Raw genomic sequence first — 14,154 nt, 5'->3', positions numbered from 1 at the left:
AAAAATTAACATCTTAAGCAATGTTTAAGCCAGCATTAAGAAAAAAAGGCCTGTTCAAATGAATGAACAGGCCTTTAATTTTATTTAAAATTAATTGAATTACAATTCTAAAGCACGTTTAGCATCGCCGTTCATTAATAATTCTAATGGATTTTCTAATGCTTCTTTTACAGCAACTAAGAAACCAACAGACTCACGTCCGTCAATAATTCTGTGGTCATAAGAAAGAGCAACATACATCATTGGGTGAATTTCCACTTTTCCGTTTACAGCAATCGGACGCTCAATAATATTGTGCATTCCTAAAATTCCTGATTGAGGAGGGTTGATGATTGGCGTAGATAACATACTTCCAAAAACTCCACCGTTAGTAATTGTGAAAGTTCCTCCAGTCATATCGTCAACTGTAATTTGACCATCACGAGCTCTTAAAGCTAATCTTTTGATTTCAGCTTCAATTCCACGGAAAGTTAATAGTTCAGCATTACGAACAACAGGAACCATTAATCCTTTTGGTCCAGAAACTGCGATTGAGATGTCAGCAAAATCATAAGCGATTTTGTAGTCACCATCCATCATTGAATTAACATCTGGGTATAATTGTAAAGCTCTTGTAACTGCTTTTGTAAAGAATGACATGAAACCTAAACCTAAACCACCATGTTTTGCTTTGAAAGCATCTTTGTATTCGTTACGAATTTGGTTAATTGGCGTCATGTTTACTTCGTTGAAAGTAGTAAGCATAGCCGTTTCATTTTTAGCCGAAACTAATCTTTCTGCTACTTTACGACGTAACATAGATAATTTTGTACGTTCAGTTCCACGGCTTCCTCCAGTTGGAGTTCCCATAGAAGGTACTGCATTTACAGCATCATCTTTAGTGATTCTTCCACCTTTTCCAGTTCCAGAAACTGTTGCAGGAGCAATGTTTTTTTCGTCTAATATTTTTCTTGCTGCAGGAGATGGAGTTCCAGCTGCATAACTTGTTGCTGCCGGAGCTGCTGCTGGAGCCGGTGCCGCTTTTGGAGCTTCTGCCTTTGGCGCTTCCGCTTTAGGTGCCTCAGCTGCTGGAGCTGCTGTTGCGCCTCCTGCAGGTTTTGCTGCATCAGTATCAATTAAACAAACTACAGCGCCTACTGCTACTGTATCACCTTCTTCAGCTTTTAGCGTAATAACTCCGCTCATTTCAGCAGGTAATTCAAGAGTAGCTTTATCTGAATCAACTTCAGCAATAGCTTGATCTTTTTCTACATAATCTCCGTCTTTTACTAACCAAGTTGCAATTTCAACTTCTTTTATTGATTCCCCTGGTGATGGGACTTTCATTTCTAAAATCATCTTTGTTTTTGTTTAAGGTTTGTATTGCTTAAGATTTAGAGAGTTTGGCTGGTCTTTAATTCTTAAACGTTAAACTAATTTTTTATCTGAATAAATTTTTATCGAATACCATTCTAATTGCATCTGCATGACGACGTTTTGCACGCGTGTAACTTCCTGATGCTGGAGCAGAGTATGCTTTTAATGATGCTAATCTCCATTTTACTAGATCAAAGTTCATTAACATAAAGCTGTAAGCTCCCATGTTTTTAGGTTCTTCCTGAGCCCAAACATAATCATCAGCATTTGGATATTTTGCAATGATTTCTTTGATCTGCTCAACTGGGAAAGGGAATAATTGCTCGATACGAACAACTGCAACATCATTTCTTCCGTTGTTTTCTCTTTCTGCAACAATGTCATAGTAGAATTTACCAGTAACAAATACTAACGTTTTCACTTTCTTTTTATCTACTGCATTGTCATCAATTGTTTCTTGGAAACTTCCGTTTGCTAACTCATCAACTGTAGATACGCATCTTGGATCACGTAATAAACTTTTTGGAGAGAAAACAACTAATGGTTTACGGAAATTCGTTTTCATTTGTCTTCTCAATAAGTGGAAGAAGTTTGCTGGCGTTGTACAATCGGCAACATACATGTTGTGTCTTGCGCAAAGTTGTAAGTAACGCTCCATTCTTGCAGAAGAGTGCTCAGCACCTTGTCCTTCGTATCCGTGAGGCAATAATAAAACAATACCATTTTGGTTGTTCCATTTGTCTTCACCACATGAAATGTATTGGTCAATCATAATTTGAGCTCCGTTAGAGAAATCCCCAAATTGTGCTTCCCAAATAGTTAATGCTTTTGGATTGGCTAATGCATATCCGTAATCAAAACCAAGAACACCATACTCTGATAAAAGAGAGTTGAATACACCGAATTTTCCTTTTTTGTTTTCAATAGAATTCAATAGGATTACTTCTTCTTCAGAATCTTCAACTTTAACTACAGCATGACGGTGAGAGAATGTACCACGCTCAACATCTTGACCAGAAATACGAACATCAAATCCTTCTGTTAAAAGTGATCCATAAGCAAGTGCTTCTGCAGTTCCCCAATCAAGAGTATTATTATCGTATCCTGTTTTTCTGTCAGTAACAATTTTACTTATTTTATTGATGAACTTTTTGTCTGATGGTAATGTTGAGATTGTATTGATGATAGAATCCAATCCTTTTTTATCAAAAGTAGTGTCTACTTTTTCTAACATTTGTGTATCTGTTACTTGAACAAATCCATCCCATTCGTTTTTCATGAATGGAGTAATGATTGTTAAATCTTTTTTACGAGAAGCTTCTAAGTTTTCTTCTAAAGCAGATTTATATTCTTTTTCTAAACCATTAACATAAGAGGCGTCGATTACGCCGTCAGAAAGTAATTTCTCTGCGTAAATGTCTCTTGGGTTTTTATGTTTAGCGATGATTTTATATAGTACTGGTTGTGTAAAACGAGGTTCGTCACCTTCGTTATGACCGTATTTTCTGTATCCTAATAAATCGATAAATACGTCACGTCCAAATTGCATTCTGTAGTCTAATGCAAAAGATACAGCATGTACAACAGCTTCAGCATCATCAGCATTTACGTGTAATACTGGCGATAAAGTTACTTTAGCAACGTCTGTACAGTAAGTTGATGAACGAGCGTCTAAGTAGTTTGTTGTAAAACCAACTTGGTTGTTGATTACAATATGGATTGTTCCTCCAGTTTTGTAACCGTCAAGCTGTGCCATTTGAATGATTTCATACAAAATACCTTGTCCTGCAATTGCAGCATCTCCGTGAACGGCGATAGGCAATACTTTTGAGAAATCATCAGCATAATATTTATCTTGTTTTGCTCTTGTAATACCTTCAATTACAGCTCCAACAGTCTCTAAGTGAGAAGGGTTTGGTGCTAAATTGATGTTGATGCTTTTTCCAGATCTTGTTTTTTTGTCAGCCGTAAGACCTAAGTGGTATTTTACGTCACCGTCAAAATATTCTTGATCGTAATCTTTACCGTCAAACTCACCAAAAATATCCTGAGTCGATTTTCCGAAGATGTTTGCCAAAACGTTCAAACGACCACGGTGCGCCATTCCCATTACGAATTGTTCAACACCTTTTTCAGCAGCTTGCTCGATCAAAGCATCAAGAGCCGGGATAATAGATTCACCACCTTCTAATGAGAAACGTTTTTGTCCAACATATTTAGTATGAAGGAAGTTCTCGAAAGAAACAGCTTGATTTAATTTATTTAAGATTGTTTTCTTTTCTTCTGTAGAGAAATTAGGCTGATTAACATTTACAGCTAATTTATCTTGAATCCATTTTACAACGCCAGGATTTCTGATATACATATACTCAATTCCAATATGCTGGCAGTAAATAGCTTGAAGACGATTTACGATGTCCTGCAATGAAGAAGGCGTCATTCCAATTGTTTGTGCAGCATCAAAAACAGTAGAAAGATCAGCAGTTGATAATCCGAAATTTTCGATGTCTAAAGTTGGAGATGAAGTTCTACGGTCACGAACAGGGTTTGTTTTTGTAAACAAATGTCCGCGAGTACGGTATCCGTCAATTAATTTTAGTACGTTGAATTCTTTTTGCAGTTTTTCTGAAACCAAACTGCAGTCTGCGTTGCCGCTAGTCACATATTCAACAATCTGTTGAACTGGATTTTCGTCATTATAAACTGTCTGTCCAAAGTCGAAACCTTGAAAAAAACTTCTCCAGCTTGGCTCTACGCTGTCTGGGTTTACTAAATATTGATCGTATAATTGTGCGAAAAACTCTGTATGCGCTGCATTTAAAAATGAAAACCTATCCATAATATTAGTGAATATACTTTTTGTTAAATAGAATGGCAAAAGTACAACAATCGCCTTTATTTAAATCTTTTTTTTACGTACTTTTACGTAAAAATTTGTTAAAAATAGACTCAACTATGAATAAAATTCAATTTTCAATCGATTGCAGATCTTTTTTTGTGATTATAGCAGTCTTGTTTTCCAGTTTTACATTTGCACAGCAGAAGTATGTTATAGACAACAGTAATCATTTTTGGGACAAGGTTCAATTTGGAGGCGGCCTTGGAGTAGGAATTGGTTCTGGTTATACTGATATTTCTGTAATGCCAAGTGCCATTTACAATGTCAATGAAATTGTATCTGTTGGTTTAGGATTGCAATTTGGTTATTTGTCTTCAAAAAATTACTACGATTCATTTGTATACGGAGGAAGTTTAGTTACACTTGTAAATCCAATTCCTGAAATTCAATTGTCTGCAGAGTTGGAGCAGGTAAGGGTAAATACAGATTACGACTCGACTCCATACAGACCAAGTTATTCAGATAATTATTGGAATACCGCTTTATATCTTGGAGCAGGTTACAGAACTGGAAGTGTTACCATTGGTGCACGATATGATGTTTTGTATGATCCAGACAGAAGTCTTTACGGATCTGGATTTATGCCTTTTGTGAGAGTGTATTTTTAATCTAAGATGCTAAGGTTCTAAGGGGCTAAGGTTCTAAGATTCTATGGTTTTAATTTGCGAAAAAATGTTTAAATGGATCAAACTTTATTTTCTAAAATAACTTTACAATATTTAACGGAGAATTATTCTGATTTTGTAGAAAATATTGATTTTAAAGAAGATCAATCTTTTGATTGTTCTATTAAGAGTGTCAAAGGAAGCAGATTTTTGTGGATAGCGACTTATGATTTGGAAATAACCATTGGTTTTGAAAATCATAACAAAGAATGTGATTGGCATTTTCACATTGGAGCTTCAGAAGGAAATGGACTAAATGAAGAGCTACAAGAATTGACTAAACAACTCAATAAAATTTTAAATAACGAACAGGTTTTTATTTTGGAAGATGATAAATATATTCCATTAGATAAAAATGAAGAGATAGCTGTAAATGAAGATGAAAAGTTGTATGTATGGAATGATATATAAGTTTCAAAAAACTTAGAATCTCAGCACCTTAGTACCTCAGAACCTTTACTTATAATAATTCCGAAACCAAACCTTCTGCCATTCTCTTTTTAAAATCAGAAAAGCAACCTGTTCAGCCAAAATTACTAAATCTGAACCGTCGAGTTTTTTGATTTCGTTTTCAGAAACATCAATGATATAAAGCAGATTTAAGTATTCAGCAAATTTGTACTGAATCATTCTGTAGATTTTTTCGTGAAGCTGAATTTTTAGTTCTTCGGGAGAAACGCTTAACGGAAAATCAATTCCTTCATTGGCCAAATTAAAATCTTTGTTGATCTGCTCAATCAGACTTAAATATAAGTTTTCTCTCTCGGCATCAGCCAATAAAAAATCGGTATTTTCAGGAATCGGAAACATTGATGCTTTTTAAGAATTGAGGCAAAGTTAAAACTAAAAAATCATTTAACAGTCGATTCTCGTTCTATGATTCTCGTTGGAAGTTCTATAATTTGATGCGTTATTGGGCGATGTTCTTTCATATCGGCAATTTCATCAATTAAAATAGAAACTGCAGTATGTCCCATTTCAAATCCAGGCTGATCGATTGTCGTTAACTTAGGCGAAATAACGGTACTCATAAACCAGTTGCTAAACCCAAAAACCGCCACCTGATCCGGTGTTTTGATTCCCGCCTCATTAAAATATTTTATAATGCCAATGGCAACCAAATCGGTAATCGCAAAAATGGCGTCGATATCTGGATTCTCGGTCATTATTTTTTGGGCATTTTCGTATCCGTCTTCAAAATCAGTATTGTTGTCGCAAACATAAACCAACTTCGAATCATACTCAATTCCGTGTGCTTCAAGGGCTCTTTTATAGCCAAGAAAACGATCAATCGAATTTTGCGGCACATACGAACCCCTAAAATGCGCAATTTTTTTGTAACCTTTATTAATAAGGTATGAAACGGCATCAAAAGCCGCTTTGGCATCATTAATCACCACTTTGGAACAATCTACTCTTTTGGCAATTTTATCAAACAAAACAACAGGCGTGTTTTTGCGGATGGCTTCATTAATATGAGAGAAATCATCGGTCTCGTTCGAAAGCGACATCAAAACGCCGTCAACCCGCTTTTGAATCAATAAAGCAAGCTGTTTTTTCTCCATTTCATATTTTTCGTTCGATTGTAATATGATAACCAGATAACCTCGCTTTTCGGCTTCTTCTAAAATTCCGTTTAATACACTCGAAAAAAAGTGGTGAACAGTTGCAGGAATAATGACACCAATGGTTTTGGTTTCGTTGGTTCTTAAATTAACCGCTACAGAATTAGGCATATAGTTCATCGTTTCGGCCATTTCGATTACTCTGGCGCGGGTCGATTTACTAATGTCTGTATATCCTTTTAGCGCTTTTGAAACCGTTGTAACCGATATTCCTAATGCAGAGGCTATATCTATTAATTTTGTGTCATTCATGAAATAAATGTACTAAAAAATAAACTGCATTGACGAAAAATTAATTTTCGAAAACGTTTTAGGTGGTTTCGAAAACGTTTTCGATTTTTAATTCTTATATTCCTTATTATTTGTTTTTAAGTTTGACAGTGATAACCATAATTACTAACTAACCGAACAAAAAATGAAAAAGCTGCACCATTATTTAGGTACATTATTTTTAATGTTTTGCCTATTTTTTTTACCAAATAATCTGTTTGCCCAAAATACAGCTAAAGTTTCCGGAAAAGTACTCGACGATAGCGGCGTGACAGTTCCAGGAGCAAATGTAACGCTTAAGGAAACAGGAAAAAGTACCGTTACAGATGAAAACGGAGGATATTCATTCTCAAACATCGAAGCAGGCACATATACTATTATTGCAACGAGCGTAGGGTATAAAACGTTCGAGAAAAAAATTGCCGTAAAAGAAGGAGAATCAGTAGAAGCAAATTTACTTCTTGAAGGAGAATCTCAAAGTTTAAAAGAAGTTGTAGTAACAGGTTCGTCTGCTCCAAGATCTAAACTGGAATCCAGCGTTGCTATTACCACATTAGGCGCAAAAGCAATCGAAGACAGAGCGCCGTCGAGTACAGCTGCTTTATTGCAGACCATTCCGGGGTTTGTGGTTGAAGCATCTGGAGGAGAAATTGGAAACAACCTTTTTGCAAGAGGAATCCCTTCTGCAGGAGCTTATGAATATGTACAAATTCAGGAAGACGGATTACCAGTTTTTGAAGATGGAGCTTTGCAATTTGCCAATGCCGATACATTTTACAGATTAGACGAAACAGTAAGCAAAATGGAAGCCGTTCGTGGAGGTTCTGCCTCAATTTTTGCCAACAATGCTCCGGGTGGAATCATCAACTTTATTTCTAAAACAGGTCAGAATGATTTTCAGGGAAGAGCAAAATTCACGACTTCAGATTACGGAATGTTCAGAACCGATCTTAATTTATCAGGCGCTTTAATTCAGGATAAATTATTTTTTAATGTCGGCGGATTTTACAGATCTGATAATGGTGTAAGAAATACTGGTTTTACAGCCAATAAAGGCGGACAAATAAAAGGAAACATTACCTATAAATTTGACGACAACGATTATTTGAGAGTGAATTTTAAACATCTTGACGACAGAAATACATTCTATTTGCCAATTCCGCTAAAAAGCAATAACGGAAAAGAAGAAGGTATTCCAGGATTTAATCCGAATTACGGAACATTGACTTCGGTAAATTTAAGTCATTTAAATGTGCCTCAATACGGAGGCGGTACTTTTAGCGCAGATTTAGAAGATGGTTCTCATCCAATTATTAACTCAATTGGAGCTGAATTCAAAAAGAAAATATCGGATAAAGTGACTTTTAAAAATTCGTTTAAAAACACCAATATCGATTTAAATTACAATGCAATTTTTCCAAATGGCGGACCTTGGACACAAGATGCGTATGCTACAAGCGTTCAAAATACAACAGCAGGAAACTTAGCTTATACTTACGTAGATAATGGTGCGACGCTTGATCCAAACGCTTTAATTATGAGAGCAGATCTTTGGCACATTCAGAAAAAGATGAACAACTTTGCTAATAATTTCTCTTTTTCTTTTGATCTAGATCCGGTTCAATTAACAGCAGGTTACTACTATTCTAACTGGAAATCAAATCAATATTGGAACTGGAATTCATATTTAGTAGGAGTTTCAGACAATCCGAGATTATTAAACGTAAAAGACAATACAACCGGAATTAATCATACTTGGAATGGTATAGAAAGAATTACCTGGCTGGAAAGAGATGCGCAGACAAAAGGTGTTTTGAATGATGTTTATGCCGATGCCGAAATTAAAGCTACAGACAAATTAACTTTTAATGCTGGTTTAAGATACAATAAAGACAAATATTCAGGATACAGAGACAACGCCAGATTTTTTGCCGAAGATTTAGGAATTTTAGATAATAATACGGCTGATGATAAGGTTACAACTGTAAAAGGAAACCCTTATACATACTGGAGATATGATGTAAGCGAATGGTCATATACCGCTGCAGGAAACTACAAGTTCAACGATAATATGGCTTCATATGTTCGTTACAGCCATGGATTTAGATCTCCAATCGAAGAATCATTTTATGATAATGCAGCCGATTTAAGCAAATTAGAAAATACAGAAGTAAATCAGTTTGAATTAGGATATAAATATGCAAGTTCTTTCTTCTCTGTAAATGCGAATTTGTTTCACATGAATCTGAAAAATGTTGCCTTCACGGATATTTTATCTGATGGATCTTCAGAAAATAAATTTGCCGATGTAAACAATATTGGTCTTGAGGTAGAAACCAATGCAAGATACGAAATGGTGAAACTGAACTTTACATTTACCGTTCAAAAACCAGAATACGACAATTTTACAGGAACAAATGCAGATGGTTCTACTTTTGATTTTAACGGAAATACAGCAAGAAGAATCCCTAAGTTTTTCTGTAACCTAAGACCAGAAGTTGATATTACAAAAGACTTTACAGCTTATGTTCAGTTTTCTTATTTCGATAAAAAATTCACGAATCAGGATAACAAACAAGTTTTACCGGCTTACAAAGAAGTGGGGGCAGGATTAAGTTACAAGTATAACAATCTTCGTTTTGCAGTCGATGCTTCGAATTTATTCAATGAAATTGGTTTAACGGAGGGAGATCCAAGACAAACAACATCTGCAGCAAGCGATGTGTTTATGGCAAGACCTATTTTAGGGCGTGCTTTTAGATTTTCGGTAGCGATTAATTTCTAAATTTATAAATCAACATACAAGTTACTGTAGAGGCGCACAGCAGTGCGTCTCCGCACAGTAACCGTAAAGCACAGACAAATAAATAAAAAATGAAAAACATAGGAATTAAAATCTCGCTCTATCTTAATTATTTTGTCTTCGCTATTTTGTTAAACAGCGTGGGCATTGTGATTTTAAAATCGCAGAAAAATTACGGAGTCGATGAAGTTCAGGCGAGTATTTTAGAAGCTTTTAAAGACATGCCAATTGCAATTGTATCCTTTTTTATAGCCTCTTTTTTACCAAGAATAGGCTATAGAAAAGCGATGTTAATAGGATTAGGTCTGGTTACTTTAGCCTGTATTTCTATGTATTTTGGAAACTCATTCGACAATGCTAAAATTCTTTTTGCCACCGTTGGAGTTTCGTTTGCCCTGATAAAAGTTTCGGTTTATTCGTTAATAGGAACCGTAACCGAAACCAAAAAAGAACACAACGCTTTAATGAGCAGTATTGAAGGGTTTTTTATGGTGGGAATTGCGCTGGCTTATTTTTTATTTCCGGCTTTTAATAACGAAAACGATCCCAATTCATGGTTAAATGTTTATTGGTTATTGGCAGGATTATCGTTTGTGTCTTTTCTGTTTTTACTCTTTATAAAATTTGAAGAAACCGAAGTTGCAGCAGGAGCAAACCTCAAAGATGATTTCCTGCAGATGTTTAAATTAATGGCAAAATTGCTGACGGTTATTTTCGTGATCAGCGTTTTTTTATTTGTAATGATCGAACAGGGAATTCTTTCCTGGTTACCTACATTCAACACAAAAGTGCTTCATCTTCCAGAAAATATCAGCATTATGATGGCCAGTATTTTGGCCATTTCATTAGCCATTGGAAGAATGATTGCCGGTATTGTAACCAAAAAAGTAAACTGGATCTGGGTGTTGAGTTTCTGCATTATTTCTGCCATGCTTCTCGTAATCTTTGTACTTCCAAAAACAGTAGGTTTAGAAGTAAAAAGCATCAATACACTTTCAGATATTCCGTTAATTGGTTTCGCATTTCCTTTAATAGGATTGTTTATTGCGCCCATTTATCCCTTATTAAATTCCATTGTATTAAGTGCTTTGCCAAAGAATTTGCAAAGTTCCATGACCGGATTAATAGTCATTTTTTCTGCTCTTGGCGGGACTTTGGGTTCCAGAATAACTGGCTGGCTGTTTAAAAATGAAGGCCCTGAAAAAGCTTTTTATTTTACTTTAATACCAATGACCTTATTATTGATCTCCTTTTTTATTCTTAAAAAAATAACTGCAAAAGATGAAATTTAAACTCCATATAAACCAAACCATCGAAAAATTATTGGCTCAGGAAGATACTGACGGTGATAAAAAAATTACAATAGATGACAACGGTCCTAAAAGTTTTTTATTGAATGATGAAAACGGAAATTCGGCAGTAATTGAAGGAACTTATCAGCTTTCGAATTTATTGCAGGAACTGGCTCTGGCTAAGAAAAACAATACCGAATTTGCTTCAATAGACTTAAATGAAATCACCGAAGATCCTGTAAAAAGAATTTCAAGAAAAATAAAAGATCTGTATTGGAACGGTCTTACCCGAACAATTGATGCCATTGGTGTAAAGAAAATTTTGGAAGATGATAAAATCGAAAACGAATTTGCCTATTTATATGTGCCTTTTGGAGACGAAATTGTTTTTGATTATTTCAAAAAGTTAGAAGCTTCAACACCAAAGTTAAAAGTGGTGCAGATGCCTAAAAATATTACTCCGGATTATGTTTTATCGTTGAACAAAAAACCGGGGATTCTGGCATTGGCACTTCAAATAAAAAACAATGAAATTTCAGGAGTTCCTTTTGTGGTTCCAGGCGGAAGATTCAATGAAATGTACGGCTGGGACAGTTATTTTATTGCCAAAGGACTTTTGATTGATGATAAAATTGAGCTTGCTTTAGGCATTGCCGAAAATTTTAAATACCAAATCGATCATTACGGAAAAATTTTAAACGCGAATAGAAGTTATTATTTAACCCGCACGCAGCCGCCGTTGTATACATCGCTTATTATAGATGTTTTAGAAAAATCAAATCCGGATATTTTTTGGATAGAAAGACATTTAAAAACGGCTATAAAAGAATATCAAACTGTTTGGATGGAAGAAGGAAAAAGACTTACCGCTAATGGTTTAAATCGTTATAAAGCAGAAGGAATTGGTCTTCCGTTTGAAGTAGAAGAAGGGCATTTTGATGATATTCTCGAGCAGTTTGCTCCAAAATACAATTTGTCTACTCGTGAGTTTGAAAAGAAATATCTTGAACGAGAAGTGGTTGATGAAGAACTCGATAAGTACTTTATTCACGACCGAAGCATGCGCGAAAGCGGTCACGATACCACCAATAGATTAGTGGGAATCTGTGCCAATTTAAACACAGTTGCAATCAATAGTCTTCTCTATAAATACGAAACGGATATTGCTTTTTTGATTCAGAAATATTTTAAAAACGAATTTCAATATTTTGAAGACAAATCTTTTTCAAGTGAGTATTGGCTGCAAAAAGCTTCTTCAAGAAAAGAAAAAATAAACAAATTGTTATGGAATTCTGAAAACGGAATTTATTTTGATTATGATTTTGTGAACGAAAAACAGCATTTCTTTGATGCTGCGACCACTTTTTACCCGCTTTGGGCCAAAATAAGCACGCCGGAACAAGCCGAAATTTTGATAAAAAAGACACTTCCGAAATTTAAAATGAAAGGCGGAATTGCAGGAAGTACCAAAGAATCGATTGCGGGTATAGATGAAAATGCACCAATGCGCCAATGGGATTATCCGTTTGGCTGGGCACCGCATCAAATGCTTTTATGGGAAGGTTTGCTGAATTATAATTTTAATGAAGAAGCCCAGGAAATGGTCTACAGATGGCTTTGGCTCATTACCAGAAACGCGGTTGATTACAACGGAACAATTCCGGAGAAATTTGATTTATCGATAAGCTCACACAAAATTTTCGCAGAATACGGAAACGTAGGAACCGAATTTAATTACATAACCGAAGAAGGTTTTGGATGGATGAACGCTTCCTATCAGTATGGTTTAACGATTTTGAAAGACGATTTAAAACAAAAATTATCAGATTTAGTAGATCCAGATGATTTGTTTTCATAAGCCTTCGACTTCACTCAGGATGACACTAGTAATGTCAGGCTGAGCGAGTCGAAGCCCTTTTAAATGTCGAAAAATGACAAAAAACGACAAACCCGACAGGTTTTAAAAATCTGTCGGGTTTACTATCGTAATAAAAGTGAAGATTTTTTCGTCGTGAATTACACAAATTGCACTGATTTAATTAGTACAGAAACTCGTGGTAAATAAAAAAATCTTATAATTCTTAAAATCTCTGGTTAAAACTAAACTTTTCTATCCATTAAATTCTCGCCAAATGTTCTTAAAACATTTTTCTTTTCTGGGCTGATTTCCATTTTTTCCAGAGTTTCAAAGGCTTTAAGAGTATACATTTCAATAGTTTCTTGTGTTGCTTTTGAGGCGCCAGATTCGTTAAAAATAGCTTTCGCTTTTTCAATTTTCTCTGAATTATCCTCTAGTTGAATGCTGAATAATTTTTGTAATTCATCAGCTTTTTCAGGAGTCGAGAACTCTAATGCTTTTATATATAAGTATGTTTTTTTGTTTTCGATAATATCGCCGCCAACTTGTTTTCCGAAAGTTTCAGGATCTCCAAAAGCATCTAAATAATCGTCTTGAAGTTGAAAAGCTAAACCTAAATTTAGTCCAAAATCATAAATTAAATCGGCTTCTTTTTCTGAAGTTTTGGCAACAATTGCGCCCATTTTCATTGCTGCAGCTACAAGAACAGCAGTTTTGTATTCGATCATTTTTAAGTATTCTGGAATGGTAACGTTGTTCCTTTCTTCAAAATCAACATCCCATTGCTGTCCTTCGCATACTTCGAGAGCAGTTTTGCTGAAAAGTTTGGCTAAGTCTCTAAAAACAGTTGGTTCATATTGTTCAAAATACTGATAAGCCAAAATAAGCATTGCGTCACCAGAAAGAATTCCTGTGTTCAAATTCCATTTTTCATGAACTGTTATTTGTCCTCTTCTTAAAGGCGCATCATCCATAATATCATCATGGACTAACGAAAAATTATGAAAAACTTCAACCGCCATTGCTGCCGGAAGTGCCGTTTTATAAGTAGTGTCAAAAACTTCAGAAGCCATTAAAGTCAGTACTGGTCGTATGCGTTTACCGCCAAGTCCTAAAATGTATTCAATAGGTTCATAAAGATTCCCGGGTTCTTTGTGTATGTCTTGTTTTTTTAAATAATCAATAAAAAAATCCTGGTATTGACTTATATCGTGCATGAAATTCTAATTTATGAGCCTCAAAGATACAATTCATTAATGAATTATTTTGGCCTTAAAATTCCAAAAGCGAGTTTCCGTCTAAAATTGTCATGAAATGTATTAATTCTTAACAAGTTAAAATTATTTTAAAAAAACAAGGAAACTTTTTTGGTTTTTAGAGTTTCCT

Annotated in this window: 10 protein-coding genes; 5 read left to right on the top strand and 5 right to left on the bottom strand. The window is 35.1% G+C overall.

Going from position 1 to position 14,154, the window contains the following annotated elements; genetic code table 11:
• Nucleotides 1–99: 99 nt before the first annotated feature.
• Nucleotides 100–1,338, bottom strand: a complete 1,239-nt coding sequence (gene odhB, locus ACHRVL_RS01990) for a 2-oxoglutarate dehydrogenase complex dihydrolipoyllysine-residue succinyltransferase (RefSeq protein ID WP_395409936.1) — start codon at nt 1,336–1,338, stop codon at nt 100–102.
• Nucleotides 1,339–1,420: 82 nt separating this feature from the next.
• Entirely contained in the window at nt 1,421–4,195 is a 2,775-nt protein-coding gene (locus ACHRVL_RS01985; RefSeq protein ID WP_370431444.1) for a 2-oxoglutarate dehydrogenase E1 component, read from the bottom strand.
• Nucleotides 4,196–4,311: 116 nt separating this feature from the next.
• Between ACHRVL_RS01985 and ACHRVL_RS01980 the strand changes: the two genes are divergently transcribed.
• Nucleotides 4,312–4,863 carry a hypothetical protein gene (locus ACHRVL_RS01980; protein WP_395409934.1) on the top strand — a complete coding sequence of 184 codons (552 nt, stop codon included), beginning with the start codon at nt 4,312–4,314 and terminating at the stop codon, nt 4,861–4,863.
• Between the two features lie 72 nt (nt 4,864–4,935).
• A complete protein-coding gene (locus ACHRVL_RS01975) occupies nt 4,936–5,331 on the top strand; it encodes a hypothetical protein (RefSeq protein ID WP_395409932.1) in 396 nt (131 codons plus the stop codon).
• A 45-nt stretch (nt 5,332–5,376) separates the two neighbouring features.
• Here the strand turns inward: ACHRVL_RS01975 and ACHRVL_RS01970 are convergent, their stop codons facing one another.
• Entirely contained in the window at nt 5,377–5,730 is a 354-nt protein-coding gene (locus ACHRVL_RS01970) for a hypothetical protein (protein WP_089053706.1), read from the bottom strand.
• Between the two features lie 41 nt (nt 5,731–5,771).
• On the bottom strand, nt 5,772–6,797 hold the full coding sequence (locus tag ACHRVL_RS01965) for a LacI family DNA-binding transcriptional regulator (protein ID WP_395409930.1): 1,026 nt from the start codon (nt 6,795–6,797) through the stop codon (nt 5,772–5,774).
• Nucleotides 6,798–6,960: 163 nt separating this feature from the next.
• On the opposite strand from ACHRVL_RS01965, the gene ACHRVL_RS01960 reads away from it, so the two are divergent.
• From ACHRVL_RS01960 to ACHRVL_RS01950, 3 genes are all read left to right on the top strand, one after another.
• A complete protein-coding gene (locus ACHRVL_RS01960; RefSeq protein WP_395409929.1) occupies nt 6,961–9,600 on the top strand; it encodes a TonB-dependent receptor in 2,640 nt (879 codons plus the stop codon).
• Between the two features lie 89 nt (nt 9,601–9,689).
• A complete protein-coding gene (locus tag ACHRVL_RS01955; protein WP_395409927.1) occupies nt 9,690–10,910 on the top strand; it encodes an MFS transporter in 1,221 nt (406 codons plus the stop codon).
• Complete coding sequence (locus ACHRVL_RS01950; RefSeq protein ID WP_395409925.1) at nt 10,900–12,768, top strand: trehalase family glycosidase; 1,869 nt, start codon at nt 10,900–10,902, stop codon at nt 12,766–12,768. The genes ACHRVL_RS01955 and ACHRVL_RS01950 overlap by 11 nt, the downstream gene beginning before the upstream one ends.
• A 242-nt stretch (nt 12,769–13,010) precedes the next feature.
• Here the strand turns inward: ACHRVL_RS01950 and ACHRVL_RS01945 are convergent, their stop codons facing one another.
• The gene (locus tag ACHRVL_RS01945) at nt 13,011–13,985 is read right to left on the bottom strand and encodes a polyprenyl synthetase family protein (RefSeq protein ID WP_395409922.1); all 975 of its coding nucleotides are present in this window, start codon (nt 13,983–13,985) and stop codon (nt 13,011–13,013) included.
• Nucleotides 13,986–14,154 lie beyond the last annotated feature (169 nt).

It is taken from the genome of Flavobacterium sp. FlaQc-28, assembly GCF_044007415.1.
Lineage (GTDB): Bacteria > Bacteroidota > Bacteroidia > Flavobacteriales > Flavobacteriaceae > Flavobacterium.
Note: the sequence above shows the minus strand (reverse complement) of the source record. Positions and strands in the feature narration are given on the sequence as shown.